This window comes from Variovorax sp. UC74_104 (assembly GCF_044055375.1).
GTDB lineage: Bacteria > Pseudomonadota > Gammaproteobacteria > Burkholderiales > Burkholderiaceae_C > Variovorax.
This window is the reverse complement of record NZ_CP171978.1, coordinates 4,641,567-4,655,864: the sequence shown is the minus strand read 5'-3', so window position 1 is coordinate 4,655,864 and position 14,298 is coordinate 4,641,567. Positions and strand designations below refer to the sequence as shown.

The window sequence follows — 14,298 nt, the reverse complement described above, 5'->3', positions numbered from 1 at the left end:
TGTGGCACCATCGCCGCCTGCCGGGCTCTCCCACCGTATGGAGGAAGTCAAGATGTCTGCAGCCATGTTTGCCGCCTTGTTCTTCACGGTGGCGCTTCTCGTCACGACGGCGTACTTCATCATGGGCTCCATCCCGCTCCTGGTGCTGAAGCACGACACGCCGCTCGACGCCCGCTTCGTGCGGGGCTTCTTCAACATCTACTACGTGGCGGCATTCGTCACCGCGTCGGCCACCGCGCTCAGCTTCGCCACCGCCGGCCGCCTGTGGATCGCGGCCGGGGCCGCCGTGCTGGCCGCGATCTCGGTCGTGCTGCGCAAGAAGGTCATCCCGAAGATGGACGCGCTCGGCGCGCAGATCCAGTCGAACTACATGGATGCGATACCGGGGTTCCGCAGGACGCACGTCATCGCGATCCTCATCAACATCGCCCAGCTGGTGGCCATCGTCTGGTGCCTCATCGCGGTGGGGAAGTGAGCCTGAGCCCGAGCCGGCCCGGCGCGGGCGGGGCGGGGCGGGGCGGAGTCGATAGGACAATCGGGGGCAGCCCTCAATTCCGAACACAGCCACGACCATGTCCCGCCTCGACGACCCCCTCCACGACGCCGAAATCGGCTCCCGCGACAGCACCCTCGACACCACCCGCATCGACGACGTGCGCATCGGCGCCGTCCGTCCGCTCATCACCCCGGCGCTGCTGCAGGAGCGCGTGCCCGTCCGCGACAACACGCTGGCGCTGGTCGAGGGCAGCCGCGCCGCCATTGCCGACGTGCTGCACGGCCGCGACGACCGGCTGGTCGTGGTGGTCGGCCCATGCTCCATCCATGACCACGACCAGGCCATCGAGTACGCGCAGCGCCTGAAGAAGGTGGCCGACTCCCTGCAGGACGACCTGCTCATCGTCATGCGCGCCTACTTCGAGAAGCCGCGCACCACCGTCGGCTGGAAGGGCTACATCAACGACCCGCACCTGGACGGCAGCTTCGCGATCAACGAAGGCCTGGAGCGCGCGCGGCGCCTGCTGCTGGAGCTGACCACCCTGGGCCTGCCGACCGGCACCGAGTTCCTCGACCTGCTGAGCCCGCAGTTCATTGCCGACCTGATCGCCTGGGGCGCCATCGGCGCGCGCACCACCGAGAGCCAGAGCCACCGGCAGCTGGCGTCGGGCCTGAGCTGCCCGGTGGGCTTCAAGAACGGTACCGACGGCAGCATCAAGGTCGCGGCCGACGCCATTCTTGCGGCCCGCGCGCCGCATGCCTTCATGGGCATGACCAAGATGGGCATGGCCGCGATCTTCGAGACCCGCGGCAACGACGACTGCCACGTGATCCTGCGCGGCGGCAAGGCGCCCAACTACTCGGCCGCGGACGTCGCCGCCTGCTGCGACACCCTGGCGGCTAGCGGCCTGCGGCCCCAGGTGATGATCGACGTCTCGCACGGCAACAGCAGCAAGCAGCACCAGCGGCAGATCGTGGTCGCCGAGGACGTGGCGGCGCAGATCGCGGGCGGCGAAAGCCGCATCACCGGCATCATGATCGAAAGCCACCTGGAAGAAGGGCGGCAGGACCTGAAGCCCGGCGTCGCGCTCAAGCACGGCGTTTCGATCACCGATGCCTGCATCGGCTTTTCGCAGACGGTGCCGGTGCTGGAGGGCCTGGCCTCGGCGGTGAAGGCGCGGCGGAAGTTGTCGAAGGTCTGACGAAGCTGCGATCGATGGCGCGCTGCGCCATCGCGGACGCTCTCTACCGGGCGAGCACGACGAAAGCCCGCAGCTCGGCCATCTTGCCGTCGCGGAACCGCCAGACGTCGCAGTACGCATGAGGCTGCGCGTTGCCCTCCTGGTCGGGCAGGGTGATCTCGCCGAGCGCCGCAACGAAGTCGCCGTCGCCGATCATCTGGTGGACCTGGAAGCGGGGCGGCTCCTTGTACGCGACGGCCATCCATTCGCGAACGGCCTGCTTGCCCCGCAGGATCGTGTCGCCCACGAAGTTCCAGACGGTGTCTTCGGTGCAGGACTTCAGGAACCCTTCGAAGTCGCCCTTCATGATCGCGGCGTTGGCGTTCGCGAGGACTGTCTTGTTGTCTTCGGGCATTACGGTGTCTCCTTTGTGCGTGGAGCCCAGGAGGGCGATCAGTGGATCACGGCCGTGACGCGCATCTCGAACCGCATCGCCGGCGCCGCCAGTTCAGCGACGCCCACCTCGGTCCAGATGGGCGCATGGTCCGGCATGTACTGGCGGTACAACCGCGCGATGGTCCGGTTCACCTCGGGAGGAAATCCTCCGACGTGATACGTGTTCACATGCACGACATGGCCCCAGTGCGCGCCGGCGGTCGCCAGTGTCTTCTCGACGTTGCGGAACGCCTGGGCGATCTCTTCCTCGATCGATTCGGGAAATTGCATCTCGTCGTTCCAGCCGCCCTGGCCTGAGATCTCGACACGGTCGCCGATCTTCACGGCTTGCGAGTAGTGCAGCGCCTCGTGCAGGGCGGGCCCGTAGCCGGGGGTGACAAAGAATTCGGGGCGGGTCATGGCAGTCCTTTGATCGGTTGGTTGGTCGATTGATTGGCGAAGGCGGTTTTCCTTCTGCGTGATCTGTACTCTAGTGATCGGATGTGCGCCGATAAACAGGCAATGCCGGCAATCACAATTTGGCGAGCCCAAACAATCGATCAGGCAGTCGCAAGCCGATTGGCGGGGACCGAACCCGCAAGGTCTAAACTGCAGCCCCGCTTCCTGCAGGAGACAAACCCCATGACCCGATTGCTCGTGCGCAGCTTCGGCGTTTCGCTCGACGGTTTCGCAGCCGGCCCCGACCAGAGCCTGGAGCACCCGCTGGGCGTTCGCGGCCCCGAACTCATGAACTGGTTCTTTCCCACGCGCGTCTGGCAGCAGATGCAGAAGACGGGTGAGACCAACGGCGAGACCGGCGTCGACAACGAGATGGCCGAGCAGGGCTTCGCCGAGATGGGCGCCTGGATCCTCGGGCGCAACATGTTCGGGCCGGTGCGCGGCCCCTGGCCCGACGAGAGCTGGAAAGGCTGGTGGGGCGACGAGCCCCCGTACCACGTGCCGGTCTTCGTGCTGACCCACCACGCCCGCGCACCGCTGGCCATGAAAGGCGGCACGACCTTCCACTTCGTCACCGGCGGCATCCACGATGCGCTGGCGCAGGCACGTGCCGCCGCGGGTGGCCGCGATGTGCGCCTGGGTGGCGGCGCGGCCACCGTGCGCGAATACCTGAAGGCCGGCCTGATCGACGAACTGCACCTGGCCGTGCGGCCGGTGCTGCTGGGCAAGGGCGAACCACTGTTCGCGGGCCTGGATCTGCCGGCGCTGGGCTACAGCTGCGAACGGCAGGTGGCGGGCGAGCGCGCCACGCACGTGTTCCTGCGGCGCAAGGCGGCCTGACGGCAGGGCTGGCCTGAGCGGCCTCCTCGCGGCTATCTGGCGGTCAGCAGGCGGTCATCAGCCCGTTCAGGCCCCTTCGACGATCCGCATATCCCGCTCCGCGCCATCTCCCAGGGCCGCAAGCGCCGCCTGGTACGCGGGGCTGTCGTGCACGGTCGTGGCTTGCTCGACGCTGTCGAACTCGATCAGCGTGGTGCGCTCGGCAAGGCCGTGCTCGTAGACCTTGGCCGGCAGGCCGCGTGCCAGGAAGCGACCGCCGCCGGCAGTGATGGCGGGTGCCGCCAGCTTTGCGTAGGCCGCGAGCTTGTCGGCGTCCTTGATGGCTCGGTATGCGCTGATCCAATAGGCTTTTGCCATGGGGGTTTCACTCCGGTTGTTGGGCGAGCAATATAAAGCGGACACCGTGAGCGCATCAGGGCCATGAGTAGAAAGCCCCATGCCCGAACTGTCTGAAGGAGTCCGATAGATGCTCAGAGGAAGCTGTCTCTGCCAAGGCGTGGCGTTCGAGATCGACGGCGCGCTGAAAGACCCGCTCTACTGCCATTGCGCGATGTGCCGGAAGGCGCATGGCACCGCCTTCCGCGCGCGGGCCAAGGTGCTGGCGAAGGAGTTCCGCTGGAGCAGGGGCGAAGAACTGGTCCGCTTCTACGAGTCGTCACCCGGCGAATTCCGCGGGTTCTGCTCGGTGTGCGGCTCCAGCCTCATCAGCAAGTTCGACGTGAAGCCCGCTGTCTACGGCGTGGCACTCGGCGTGCTCGACGATGACCCGCAGGTCAGGCCGCTGTGCCACGTGTTCGTCGGGTCGAAGGCGCCGTGGTTCGAAATCACGGACTCGCTGCCTCGATACGAGACGCTGCCTCCCGGTGCCGGCCAGGGCACCAGGCCTCGCGATCAGACCGACGGGTAACTCCCCGTGCCCCCGGGCCATGGCGTGAGCACCTCGTAGCCCTCGGGCGTCACGGCCACCATGTGTTCCCACTGGGCGGACAGCGAGCGGTCCTTCGTGACCACCGTCCATCCGTCGGACAGCTGCCGGGTCTCGCTCCTGCCGGCGTTGAGCATCGGCTCGATGGTGAAGATCATCCCCGGCACCAGCCTGAGCCCTTCGCCGCGGCGCCCGAAGTGCAGCACCTGCAGATCCTCGTGGTAGACCTGCCCGATGCCGTGCCCGCAGTATTCGCGCACCACGCTGAAATGCTCGCGGTGGGCGACCGACTGGATGGCATGGCCCACATCGCCGAGAGTCGCGCCGGGCCTGACCTCGCGGATGCCGGCCAGCATGGCCTCGTACGTGGTCTCCACCAGGCGCCGGGCCAGCTGGCTAGGCTCTCCCACGAAGAACATGCGGCTGGTGTCGCCGAACCAGCCGTCCTTGATGACGGCGACGTCGATGTTGACGATGTCGCCCTTCTTCAAAATCTTGCCGGGCGAGGGAATGCCGTGGCACACAACCTCGTTGACGGAGGTGAGGATGGTCTTGGGATACCCCAGGTACCCCACGTTGGCCGGAACGGTGCCCTGCACGTTCACGATGTAGTCGTTGCAGATCCGGTCGAGCTCTTCGGTGCTCACGCCGGGCACGACGTGGGGCTCGATCATGCCCAGCACCTCCGCGGCCAGCCTGCCGGCGCGCCGCGCCATTTCGATCTGCTCGGCCGACTTGATGACGATGCCGCGTGCCATCAGCGTTTTCCTGCAGAAGAAGACGACCGGGCTTTCGCAGGCTCGGCCGTGGCCGCGGCGACGATGTCCAGGCCACCCGAGAGTTCGGCCTGTATCAGCAGCTGGCAGATTTCCCGGTGATCCAGCTCCGGGTGCAGTTCGGCCAGCATGCCGACGCGCATCCAGTGCTCGGCCTGGCCGTTGATGGACCTGCCCAGGGCGTTGCCTGCCACGCGCAGGTTTTCGTGCATGAGGTCGGAGATCTTGACGATGCCCATCGGCTGGCCTTGTATGAAACGTATGCGAAGTATATATGTTTCGTATGTTCCAGCGCCATCGTGAGGTATTGCGCGGCTAGTCCCCTCCAGCCGATCCCGCCGCATGGCGCGCCAGAGCGCGAGGTCGTAGCTGATCTTCAGCAGCCCGCACGCGATGAGCGGCAGCGAGATCCATCCCGCCGCGAACAGCGCGCCGCTGATCGTCGGGCTGATGGCCGCGGCCAGGCTTCGCGGGACGGCGGTGAAGCTCGCGGCCGCGCTGCGTTCGGCCGGCGTCACCACCGCCATCACGTAGGCCGTTCGCGTGGGCACGTCCATCGAAGACAGCGAGCTGCGGATCATTAGCAGGCCCAGCGCCACCGGCAGGCTCGGCGCCAGCGCGGCGAGCACCAGGCAGACGTTGGCCGGCAGGTGCGTGAAGACCATGGTGTTGAGCAGCCCGATGCGCTGCGCAACCACGGGTGCCGCCAGCTGCGATGCCGCGCCCAGCAGACCGGTCCAGAAGAAGAACACGCCGGCCTGGGTCAGCGAGAAGCCGAACCGCTCCAGCAGCCACAGCGACATCAGCGCATTGACCGTGAGCCCGCCCGCGAAGGCGTCGACGCTGAAGAGCGCCGCCAGTCGCATCACCACGCGGCGCGAGGGCCCGAGAGGCGCGGGCGCAACCGGCAGGCTGTCGGCGCTGCCGGTGCCCGAATGCGCGGGCAGGTTCCGGTAGAGCCAGAAGACGGCCAGCCCGATCGCGGCATAGACCGCGAACATCCCGCGCAGCGCGTCGAGCCGATCGAACCCGGTGTGCCGCACCAGCCAGTCCGGCACCGCCGCGGCCAGCGCACCCAGCGCTGCGCACAAGGCGCCGAGCAGGCTGTAGCGGGCGAAGAGCGCGGTCCGCGCATGGCCCTGCGCCGCGCCGGCCAGCCGGGCGTGCTCCAGGGGAAGGAACACGCTGACGTCGCCCGAGCTGGGGTTGAGCGTGCCGACCAGCGCCACGACCAGCAAAGGCCAGAACGAGGAGAGTCCCGCGAAGCCGATGCCGGTCGCGGCCATCAGCAGGGCCGCGCCGCGAAGCAGCCGCCCCGCCGCGAAGCGATAGCCCCAGGCACCGACCGCGAGCGTCGCGAGCGCCGAGCCCAGCATCGTTGCCGTACTGACGATGCCGACTTCCAGCGTTCCGAGCCCGATCGACAGCAGGTACGCCGGCAGCAGCACGGCCATGTAGCCGTCGGCGAAGGCGCGAAGCCCTCGCGCGATGAGCAGGGGCAGGGCGCCCGGATCGACCCCGGAGGGCAGCAGGCGCATGAGGCCGGAGCGCGAGCGGGGCATGGAAGAGGTGCTCATGCTGCGGCGTGGGAAGGCTGCAGTCGATCGGGGCGTTTCCCGCTGAGCCGGGGCTGCCTATGGGGCAGCTGGACGGGTGCGAAAGATGCGAAAGATGCGGGTGGGGCGCAGGGCAAGGCGGTGTCCACGGAAAACTCCGTTGTGAGTCACCAGCGCTTGGACGGGAGACCGTCTTGCTTTGCAGCCCGGGAGGCTGTTTTCCCGGGGACGGGCATCGTATCAGGCCAAAAGGCGCTTTGGAATGCGCGCTGTGGGGCCAACCTTGACGCTCGCCATCGGCACCGCTTACATTGCCCTCCGCCTCGTGATGAGCGGGGCCGGGTTTGGAAGCCCGCTGACATCCTGCGACGAAAGCCGCCGCAGGTGAACTGCACCCCAAAAGTTGGACACCGATCCAATCCTTGGGGTGTTTTTCATGGCGAAGTACGACGAGAAGTTCAAGCTGGCGGTAGTGCAAGACTACGAGGCAGGCAACCAAAGCTACGTGGCGGTGGCGCAGCGCCACGACCTGGATCACGGGACGGTCAGGAAGTGGGTGGAGAGCTACCGGCAGCATGGATCGCAGGGGCTGCTGTGCAAGAAGCGCGTCCGCTACAACGCACAGTTCAAGCTGATGGTGTTGCAGCGCATGCGGCACGAAGAGTTGTCAGCTCGCCAGGCGGTTGTGCTGTTCGACATCCGCGGCGGAACAGGGGTCATCAGCGCATGGCAGCGGCGCTACCATGAAGGCGGTCTCGATGCATTGAAGCCGAAAACCCGAGAGATGAAGACTCCCAAGCCCAAGCCACCCCAGCTACAGCCGCCGCAGGCCGACGATGCGCACGACCTGGAGACGCTGCGCAAGGAGAACGAATACCTGCGCGCGGAGGTGGCGTATCTAAAAAAATTGGAGGCCTTGGTTCGGGCCAGGCGGCAAGCTGCGCGGACAAAGCGCAAGCCGTCATCGAGCTGAGGCCGCATTACCCGTTGCCAATGCTGCTGAAGACGGCGGGGCTGTCGCGCAGCACGTTCTACTACCAGGCGAAGGTCTTGGAGGCAGGCGACAAGTACGCCAGCCTGAAGTCACACATCCGGGCCATCTACGAGCGCCACAAGGGCTGCTACGGCTATCGACGCATCACCGCCGAGCTTTGCCGGGCAGGCCGGGCGGTCAATCACAAGACGGTGCAGCGTCTGATGCAGGGTCTGGGCCTGAAATCGCTGGTTCGTCCCAAGAAGTACCGCGCCTATCGAGGAGCAGTCGCTTACGCGCCGGCGCCGAATCTTCTTGATCGCCAGTTCCAGGCCGAGCGGCCGAACGAGAAATGGGTGACTGACGTGACTGAGTTCAATGTCGATGGCAGCAAGCTGTACCTGTCGCCCGTCATGGACCTGTACAACGGGGAGATCGTGGCCTACGAGATGCAAAGGCGCCCTGTCTTCCCGCTGGTTGGCAACATGCTCAAGAAGGCGCTGTCCAAGCTGGCAGGCCAGGCAGCAGCCCCGCTGCTGCACTCCGACCAGGGCTGGCATTACCAGATGCCCGCCTATCGACGCCAACTCAGCACCTGGGGCTTGACCCAAAGCATGTCACGCAGGGGCAACTGCCTGGACAACGCTGCGATGGAGAGCTTCTTCGCCACGCTGAAAGCCGAGTTCTTCTACCTCAACGAGTTCGCCAGTGTCGAAGAGCTCCAGCGCGGCCTGCACCGCTACATTCACTACTACAACCACCACCGCATCAAGCTCAAACTCAAAGGCCTGAGCCCAGTACAGTACCGAACTCAGGCCTTGTGCCATTAGCTTCTAACTGTCCAACTTCTTGGGGTCAGTTCACTACCGCACATGGTCTGCGGCTTTTTCGTTCGCGCGCCAACTTTTGGCGGCTCGGACGGGAGGGCTCGCGCCCTGCCGGTTTCCGCAAGGATGTCCCGGTCTTCCAACCCGTTCGAGCTGCCGCCCTCGTTTGGAAGCGAGAGCGTCGGTTTCTGCAAATCGACATCCTTGGGAGGCCCACACATGGCCAATGCTTCTTCAAATGACGCCGGCACGAGCACCCGTGCCGCCAGCGCTTCGTATCGCCCCTCGGCCCAGTTCAAGCCCTTCGAATGGGTGCAGGGCGACCGGCTCGATTCCTCCGGTCGGAGCCAGGCCGAATTCCTGAACGACGCCCGCGACATCGTGCAAGGCGCGCAAACGCTGGTCCAGCTGCTCGGCTGGGACGAAGACCGGCGCGACGCCGCCGCGTCCGATGCAGACCCCGCCCCGCTCTTCGAAGCGAGCCAGCGCGATTCGCTGCAGCGGCTGCTGTCCGCGACGCTCGGCCTGCTTCACGCCCGGATCGAAGTCCAGTGCGAGGCACTGGCGGGCTAGCCCGCCTTCAACGGGCCGGCGAAGCTGTAGGTATTGATCAGCAGCCCGGACGGCGTCGTCTTCGTGCCGACGAATTCGAAGGCGCGTCCCGGCGTTCCCTCGGCGAAGAAGCGCTTGCCCGTACCCACGAGAACCGGATAGACGATCAGCACGACTTCGTCCGCGAGCCCGTGTTCGAGCAGCGTCGAGGTCAGCGTGGAACTGCCCCAGAGAACGAGGTCCGATCCGGCCTGCGACTTGATGCGCCGCACGCCTTCGACTAGGTCGGGCCCGACGGCCACGGACGGCCCCCACGCGAGGCTTTCCGGACGATGGGTGACGACATGCTTGGTTGCCGCATTGAGGCCATCGGCCATCGGACCGCCAGGCGCCTTCGGCCAGTAGTCCGACCACATGTCGTAGGTGCGCCGGCCCAGCAGCAGGTCGAAGCGCGCGCCGTGCGCGGCAAGGACTTCGTCCCGCCCGGCCGGGGTCCGATAGGGCGCGGTCCAGTCGGCGTAGGGAAAGCCGTCTTCGCCGGACGGCTGGATCACGCCGTCCAGCGATATGTGCTCCATGATCTTGAGCTTTCTCATTCGGGTCTCCGTGTCTGGTTGTTGGGGTGGGAGTGCCGGGGATGCTGAACTGTCCCCGGTATTCGCGCAACTCCATTTCTTATTGCAACTTTCTGTTGATCCGACAAGACGATCATCCGCGGCAGCCGGATGAGATGAATGACTTTCGTCAGATGGCAGGGAGTGCCTTTTCTTCCAGAATCGCGCGCCGGTGCCGCGGATGCCATCCGCGGACGCGAAGCTCGACAACGAAAGGGAAGAAGCAATGGGTTATGACGTCAGCAACCTTGCCGTGGATGTGCGCCTCATCCGGGAGCGCCTTGTTCCGTACGTGCGCGGAGCCACCACGGATGGGCTGGATGACGTCGTGCGCGACGCAGCCCGCCGGCAACTCGTGGCCCACCATGCAGGCGCCTGGTGCAAGCGCCTCGTGAACCTGCAGCGCGCCATCTACGCCGGCCAGGAGAAGGCAGTGCGCGAGCGCGCCGGCGTGCCGCCCGGGGCGTCGTTCTCACAGCCGCTCGGCGGCACCGGCATTCCCGGCTTCGACGCGTACCAGGCGCATTGGGGGCGTCCCTATTACATCGAAGCCGACGACGCCGAGGAGGCCCTGCGCGAGCTGGCGGCCTACGAAGCTTGCGACATCGCCGCCGGCAAGTCGGCCGTCGATGCGGTGGCGTTGCGCATGCTCGCGAAGCTCGACGCGCGGCGCCATCTCGTCCGGCCCGATGCCAGACCCGAGGCTCTCGCCGTGCTCGATGGCTTCTATCCGCTGGCCGCGCACCTGCCGCCCGAAGAGGGCGCCCCGGACGAGGCGATGACTCCCGATGCCTTGCGGGACCGGATGCGCCGCCGCCTCGAGCAGTGGCGGCACATCTGGGAATGCCGGGAAGACACCACGACCGAGATCGAGGCCGAAGGCTTCATGTGGCCCGAACCGGCGAGCGAACTCGTGGGCTCGATCTCCTACGAGATCGTCAACCTCGCGGCGCAGGTGCTGCCGAGCTGGCAGAGCCGGGGGCGGGTCTGGCCGACCGCATTGTTCGAACGCATCGGCGTGGACGTATCGCACGTCTTCGAGACGCCCGCCGCACTGTTCGCCGATCTGCTCCGTGACTTCCCGATGCTTCAGGAGAAGATGCGGACCACCATCCATTTCAACTACTCGCTCGGCGGCTACGTGCCGCCCGAGAAGACAGGGCTGCTGGTCGAGCTGCTGCAGAAGCACCGCCGCGCGCTCATCTTCGCCTGGGACGAAGACCCCGGCGGCGACGACATCGAGGCATTCGCGTCCGACTACCAGATGATTCTCGAACCTGCGCTTCTGGCCGTCCGCAAGGGCTACGGTTTTGTGGAGGCCTCGGAAATCCAGCTGTGGCCCGCGAAGGAAGAGGCGAGCGAGGCAGGCTGACGAGAGTCGGACTCGCCCCGGCTCGATGCCTTGGAAGCAGACAGCGGGCGGCCTCAGCGCAGAGGGCCGTACTTGCGCTGGAATTCGTTCTTCAGATCCCTGGCGGCCCTCTCCCTAGGGTCGGCTTCGATGCGCCGCTGCTCCTTCGCGTCTTTTTTCATCTGCTCCTTGAACGCTTGCATCTGCTGCTCCTTCTCTCGCTGACTGCTCTCGCGCCGGCTCTTGTATTCGTCGTCCCTGCGCTTTTCCTCCTGCCACTTTTCGCGCTCCTCCCTCTCGTTCCACTCGTCGCGCCGGGGACGATTCGCCACGGATGCATCGTCGTTCGAGGTACCTCTTGAAGATGCACACCCGGCGATACCTGCAAGCAGCATCGTCAGCGACAGTGCGCCCAGGCATGCGCGCCTCGACGGCGCCCTGTCCGGATGCATAGCGATGAGTTCCTCCGGTCGGGAATGGTTCTTGTGCTGGATCAGGCGCATGGGGGCTCCGTCTTCTTCCGCATGTCTCAGTCGTTGCTCAGCGATGAAGCAGGATCCGCGAAGCTGCCGCGCACATGCCAGCCGTCCGGGGTGAGGGCCAGCACCTTCTCAGACAAGCCGTGCGGGCCGGCTTCGGCCCTGATCTTTCCGGCCGCAGCGCACATCAGCCCCAGGATCTGCCCGGGGCCGATCGTCTCGCCCGAAGCCTCGAAGCTGGCCTTGCTGTCCATGAAGTAGATGACGTTGCGGCTCGGGACCACCGTGAGCAGTTCACCCTGGAAGTCGTTGGTCAACTCCTGCCAAAGGCCCGGCACAAGCAGCATGCAGACCTCGAAGTCGCCGCCGGACACCAGGGCCTTGTAGAGCACCAGGTCCTGCGTGCCGAGCTGGGGCAGCACTTTCGCGAGCATGTTGTCGACCGCCCGGACATGCAGCTCCTCCGGGGTCAGCCCCAGACTCGCCATGCCTTCGTTCGTCAAGGTGATGAACTGGGTCGGCGTGTCGAACGCATAGGTCACCAGCAGGCCGCTGTCGCCGGCGAAGGGATAGGCCACGGGCGTCTGCGCCTCGCGATCGCCGCCCAATGCCTCGATCTCGTCGAGCCTGGGCTGGACCGACTGGAGGAAATCAGCGGTCCTGATGCGTGGGTAGACGGACGATGGCGAAGGCGGGTTCGACGACATGGCGACGCATTGTCGAAGTGGCCTTCGCGCCGCGATAAGTGCACAAAGTCATGGAGCTGGCGCAGCCCGAGTGCAAGCGGATCGCGCCTTCCTTGTCCCTCGCCTCAGGCTGTGGGCATCTTGTCGAACTTGACCAGCTCCGGATCCAGAAAATCCCACGCATGCCCGCGCACGCCATACGTGACCGCCTGCGGCTTGAACCGGCTGGGGTCATCGAGGCTCGCCGCATGCACGGTGATGACGTCGGGCATTGCCGCATAGGTCATGTACACGGGCGAGCCGCAGGTGGGGCAGAAGGCGCGGGTCTTGACGTTGCCGCTGTCGCCGACCATGTCCCACAGCGTGGCCTGGCCGGTCTGCTTCGTGCCGCCGCGCGGGAAGCTGAGGTACGAGCCGTGGCCGGTGCCGCTCTTGTGCTGGCAGTCCAGGCACTGGCAATGGTTCTGGAAGATCGGCTCGGCCGGAATTTCGTAGCGGATGGCGCCGCAGGCGCAGCCGCCGGTGTAAGCGTGGCTCATTTGTCTTGTCCTTTCGAGGTTGGCTTGCCAGCGGGGCTGGGTGGCTGGCGGAGGCAACCAATCTATTCGGGCAGCGGCAGGACGGGGGAGTAACAAGTTCGTCGCGAGTCGGCCCGTAAATCATCCGCATGTAACGCGAAAGAATTGTTATTTCAGCGGCTTCTGCTTTGAAGTTCTTACAACTTCGGCGCCTTTCGTGCCGCTTCCAGACGGTAAAGTCGTCGCTTCCGGTTTCGGACTGTTTCCGGACCTTTTCTCCACCGCTCCCGCGCCCCCGTTTCCTCTCGCCTTCCTCCATGTCCAACCTCATCGTGCACGGCGGTACGCCGCTGCGTGGCCGCGTCACCCCCTCCGCCAACAAGAACGCCGTGCTGCCGGTGCTCTGCGCCACCTTGCTCACCTGGGAGCCGCTGCGCCTGCATGGCGTGCCCGACATCACCGACGTGCGCAAGATCCTCGACATCTTCCGCACCCTGGGCAGCGACGTGCGCATGGACCACGAGACGGGCACGCTCGAGCTGCACCACCGCGAGACGGCCTTCGACGCTTCGCGCCACCGGCTGCCGGAGGAGATGCGCTCGTCGATCATGCTGGTGCCGCCGCTGTTGGCGCGCTTCGGCGTGGCGCGGCTGGAGGACAACGTCAAGGGCTGCACGCTGGGCGTGCGCGAGATCGATCCGCACGTGGAGGTGTTCCAGCGCTTCGGCGGCGAGGTGGAGCGCACCGAGGGCTCGCTGCTGGTTCGCAGCAAGAGCAGGCTCACGCCCACCGACCACTGGCTGGACTACGCCTCGGTCACGACCACCGAGAACTTCGTGCTGTGCGCTGCGGCCACCGACGGCACCTCGACGCTGACCAATGCGGCCTCGGAGCCGCACGTGCAGGAGTTCTGCCGCTTCATGGCCATGATCGGCGTGCGCATCGAGGGCATCGGCACCTCGCGGCTCACGGTGCACGGCGGCGGCACGCTCAAGGGCGGCGAGTTCCGTTTCGACGAGGACTTCCACGAGATCACCACCTTCCTGGCGCTGGGCGCCATCACGGGCGGCGACGTGGTCGTGCGCAACAGCGCGCCGGAAAACTTTCCGCTGCTGGACCGCACCTTCGCGAAGTTCGGCGTGCAGATCGTGCACGAGGACGGCTGGTCGCGCGCCGTGCGCAGCGGTCCGCTGAAGGTGCAGACGCCTTTCACGAGCAATGTGCTCACCAAGGTGGAGGCGGCGCCGTGGCCCTACTTTCCGGTGGACCTGCTGCCGATCTTCATTGCGCTGGGCGTGCGCGCCGAGGGCAACGCGATGTTCTGGAACAAGGTGTACGACGGCGCGCTGGGCTGGACGGGCGAGCTCTCGAAGTTCGGCGCGCACGTGTTCTCGTCCGACCCGCACCGGCTCATCACCTTCGGCGGCAATCCGTTGACGCCCGCGGTGGTCGAGAGCCCCTACATCATCCGCGTGGCGATAGCGCTCTTCATGGTGGCGGCGAGCATCGAGGGCCGCTCGGAGATCCGCAACGCGGCGCCGATCCGCCGCGCGCATCCGCGCTTCGTTGAGAACCTGCGCAGCCTGGGTGTGCGCGTGGAGTGGACGAGCGAAGAGTAAGGACGAAGGCGA

Annotated in this window: 17 protein-coding genes and 1 pseudogene; 8 read left to right on the top strand and 10 right to left on the bottom strand. The window is 66.1% G+C overall.

Annotated features, from left to right (window positions below):
- Positions 1–52: 52 nt before the first annotated feature.
- Positions 53–475 (top strand): hypothetical protein, encoded by a 423-nt coding sequence (locus ACHMXA_RS21905; protein WP_176668327.1) that lies wholly within the window; start codon positions 53–55, stop codon positions 473–475.
- Between the two features lie 97 nt (positions 476–572).
- On the top strand, positions 573–1,697 hold the full coding sequence (locus ACHMXA_RS21900; protein WP_395316356.1) for a 3-deoxy-7-phosphoheptulonate synthase: 1,125 nt from the start codon (positions 573–575) through the stop codon (positions 1,695–1,697).
- A gap of 43 nt (positions 1,698–1,740) precedes the next feature.
- Here ACHMXA_RS21900 and ACHMXA_RS21895 read toward each other — a convergent pair whose 3' ends face one another.
- Both ACHMXA_RS21895 and ACHMXA_RS21890 read right to left on the bottom strand, forming a co-directional pair.
- Positions 1,741–2,091, bottom strand: coding sequence for a nuclear transport factor 2 family protein (locus tag ACHMXA_RS21895; protein ID WP_395316355.1), 351 nt, complete (start codon positions 2,089–2,091; stop codon positions 1,741–1,743).
- 38 nt (positions 2,092–2,129) lie between these two features.
- A complete protein-coding gene (locus ACHMXA_RS21890) occupies positions 2,130–2,531 on the bottom strand; it encodes a RidA family protein (protein ID WP_176668329.1) in 402 nt (133 codons plus the stop codon).
- 222 nt (positions 2,532–2,753) lie between these two features.
- On the opposite strand from ACHMXA_RS21890, the gene ACHMXA_RS21885 reads away from it, so the two are divergent.
- Positions 2,754–3,410, top strand: a complete 657-nt coding sequence (locus ACHMXA_RS21885) for a dihydrofolate reductase family protein (RefSeq protein WP_395316354.1) — start codon at positions 2,754–2,756, stop codon at positions 3,408–3,410.
- Positions 3,411–3,476: 66 nt separating this feature from the next.
- Here ACHMXA_RS21885 and ACHMXA_RS21880 read toward each other — a convergent pair whose 3' ends face one another.
- A complete protein-coding gene (locus tag ACHMXA_RS21880) occupies positions 3,477–3,767 on the bottom strand; it encodes a DUF1330 domain-containing protein (protein ID WP_176668331.1) in 291 nt (96 codons plus the stop codon).
- Between the two features lie 109 nt (positions 3,768–3,876).
- On the opposite strand from ACHMXA_RS21880, the gene ACHMXA_RS21875 reads away from it, so the two are divergent.
- Positions 3,877–4,317 (top strand): GFA family protein, encoded by a 441-nt coding sequence (locus tag ACHMXA_RS21875; RefSeq protein WP_395316353.1) that lies wholly within the window; start codon positions 3,877–3,879, stop codon positions 4,315–4,317.
- On the opposite strand, the gene map is transcribed toward ACHMXA_RS21875, so the two are convergent.
- The 3 genes and pseudogenes from map to ACHMXA_RS21860 form a co-directional block, all read right to left on the bottom strand.
- A complete protein-coding gene (gene map / locus ACHMXA_RS21870; protein ID WP_395316352.1) occupies positions 4,302–5,093 on the bottom strand; it encodes a type I methionyl aminopeptidase in 792 nt (263 codons plus the stop codon). The two genes, ACHMXA_RS21875 and map, sit on opposite strands and share 16 nt — an antisense overlap.
- A complete protein-coding gene (locus tag ACHMXA_RS21865) occupies positions 5,093–5,350 on the bottom strand; it encodes a ParD-like family protein (RefSeq protein WP_176668334.1) in 258 nt (85 codons plus the stop codon). Before ACHMXA_RS21865 ends, map begins: the two co-directional genes overlap by 1 nt.
- 84 nt (positions 5,351–5,434) lie before the next feature.
- Positions 5,435–6,649 (bottom strand): annotated as a pseudogene (locus ACHMXA_RS21860) (MFS transporter); the annotation flags it as partial.
- A gap of 454 nt (positions 6,650–7,103) precedes the next feature.
- Between ACHMXA_RS21860 and ACHMXA_RS21855 the strand changes: the two are divergent.
- Both ACHMXA_RS21855 and ACHMXA_RS21850 read left to right on the top strand, forming a co-directional pair.
- A protein-coding gene (locus tag ACHMXA_RS21855) for an IS3 family transposase (RefSeq protein ID WP_371132323.1) occupies positions 7,104–8,470 on the top strand; the annotation gives its coding sequence in 2 pieces (ribosomal slippage) (positions 7,104–7,584 and positions 7,584–8,470; 1,368 coding nt in all).
- Between the two features lie 216 nt (positions 8,471–8,686).
- Positions 8,687–9,040, top strand: a complete 354-nt coding sequence (locus tag ACHMXA_RS21850; RefSeq protein ID WP_176666933.1) for a hypothetical protein — start codon at positions 8,687–8,689, stop codon at positions 9,038–9,040.
- Here the strand turns inward: ACHMXA_RS21850 and ACHMXA_RS21845 are convergent.
- Positions 9,037–9,615, bottom strand: coding sequence for a dihydrofolate reductase family protein (locus ACHMXA_RS21845; protein WP_176666932.1), 579 nt, complete (start codon positions 9,613–9,615; stop codon positions 9,037–9,039). The genes ACHMXA_RS21850 and ACHMXA_RS21845 overlap by 4 nt on opposite strands.
- A gap of 244 nt (positions 9,616–9,859) precedes the next feature.
- Here ACHMXA_RS21845 and ACHMXA_RS21840 point away from each other — a divergent pair, with 244 nt between their 5' ends.
- Complete coding sequence (locus ACHMXA_RS21840) at positions 9,860–11,005, top strand: hypothetical protein (protein WP_176666931.1); 1,146 nt, start codon at positions 9,860–9,862, stop codon at positions 11,003–11,005.
- A 53-nt stretch (positions 11,006–11,058) separates the two neighbouring features.
- On the opposite strand, the gene ACHMXA_RS21835 is transcribed toward ACHMXA_RS21840, so the two are convergent.
- The 3 genes from ACHMXA_RS21835 to ACHMXA_RS21825 all read right to left on the bottom strand — a co-directional run bounded on the left by ACHMXA_RS21835 (position 11,059) and on the right by ACHMXA_RS21825 (position 12,688).
- Entirely contained in the window at positions 11,059–11,487 is a 429-nt protein-coding gene (locus ACHMXA_RS21835; RefSeq protein ID WP_176666930.1) for a hypothetical protein, read from the bottom strand.
- A gap of 26 nt (positions 11,488–11,513) precedes the next feature.
- A complete protein-coding gene (locus ACHMXA_RS21830; protein WP_176666929.1) occupies positions 11,514–12,170 on the bottom strand; it encodes a hypothetical protein in 657 nt (218 codons plus the stop codon).
- A 104-nt stretch (positions 12,171–12,274) separates the two neighbouring features.
- The gene (locus ACHMXA_RS21825) at positions 12,275–12,688 is read right to left on the bottom strand and encodes a GFA family protein (RefSeq protein WP_093306684.1); all 414 of its coding nucleotides are present in this window, start codon (positions 12,686–12,688) and stop codon (positions 12,275–12,277) included.
- Positions 12,689–12,984: 296 nt separating this feature from the next.
- On the opposite strand from ACHMXA_RS21825, the gene ACHMXA_RS21820 reads away from it, so the two are divergent.
- The gene (locus ACHMXA_RS21820; protein WP_176666928.1) at positions 12,985–14,286 is read left to right on the top strand and encodes a UDP-N-acetylglucosamine 1-carboxyvinyltransferase; all 1,302 of its coding nucleotides are present in this window, start codon (positions 12,985–12,987) and stop codon (positions 14,284–14,286) included.
- The last annotated feature ends 12 nt before the right edge of the window (positions 14,287–14,298 follow it).

Excerpts from the sequence above, each read along its gene's own strand:
- ACHMXA_RS21905 (WP_176668327.1), top strand. The coding sequence starts at position 53 with ATGTCTGCAGCCATGTTTGCCGCCTTGTTCTTCACGGTGGCGCTTCTC.
- ACHMXA_RS21900 (WP_395316356.1), top strand. The coding sequence starts at position 573 with ATGTCCCGCCTCGACGACCCCCTCCACGACGCCGAAATCGGCTCCCGC.
- ACHMXA_RS21895 (WP_395316355.1), bottom strand. The coding sequence starts at position 2,091 with ATGCCCGAAGACAACAAGACAGTCCTCGCGAACGCCAACGCCGCGATC.
- ACHMXA_RS21890 (WP_176668329.1), bottom strand. The coding sequence starts at position 2,531 with ATGACCCGCCCCGAATTCTTTGTCACCCCCGGCTACGGGCCCGCCCTG.
- ACHMXA_RS21885 (WP_395316354.1), top strand. The coding sequence starts at position 2,754 with ATGACCCGATTGCTCGTGCGCAGCTTCGGCGTTTCGCTCGACGGTTTC.
- ACHMXA_RS21880 (WP_176668331.1), bottom strand. The coding sequence starts at position 3,767 with ATGGCAAAAGCCTATTGGATCAGCGCATACCGAGCCATCAAGGACGCC.
- ACHMXA_RS21875 (WP_395316353.1), top strand. The coding sequence starts at position 3,877 with ATGCTCAGAGGAAGCTGTCTCTGCCAAGGCGTGGCGTTCGAGATCGAC.
- map (WP_395316352.1), bottom strand. The coding sequence starts at position 5,093 with ATGGCACGCGGCATCGTCATCAAGTCGGCCGAGCAGATCGAAATGGCG.
- ACHMXA_RS21865 (WP_176668334.1), bottom strand. The coding sequence starts at position 5,350 with ATGGGCATCGTCAAGATCTCCGACCTCATGCACGAAAACCTGCGCGTG.
- ACHMXA_RS21850 (WP_176666933.1), top strand. The coding sequence starts at position 8,687 with ATGGCCAATGCTTCTTCAAATGACGCCGGCACGAGCACCCGTGCCGCC.
- ACHMXA_RS21845 (WP_176666932.1), bottom strand. The coding sequence starts at position 9,615 with ATGAGAAAGCTCAAGATCATGGAGCACATATCGCTGGACGGCGTGATC.
- ACHMXA_RS21840 (WP_176666931.1), top strand. The coding sequence starts at position 9,860 with ATGGGTTATGACGTCAGCAACCTTGCCGTGGATGTGCGCCTCATCCGG.
- ACHMXA_RS21835 (WP_176666930.1), bottom strand. The coding sequence starts at position 11,487 with ATGCGCCTGATCCAGCACAAGAACCATTCCCGACCGGAGGAACTCATC.
- ACHMXA_RS21830 (WP_176666929.1), bottom strand. The coding sequence starts at position 12,170 with ATGTCGTCGAACCCGCCTTCGCCATCGTCCGTCTACCCACGCATCAGG.
- ACHMXA_RS21825 (WP_093306684.1), bottom strand. The coding sequence starts at position 12,688 with ATGAGCCACGCTTACACCGGCGGCTGCGCCTGCGGCGCCATCCGCTAC.
- ACHMXA_RS21820 (WP_176666928.1), top strand. The coding sequence starts at position 12,985 with ATGTCCAACCTCATCGTGCACGGCGGTACGCCGCTGCGTGGCCGCGTC.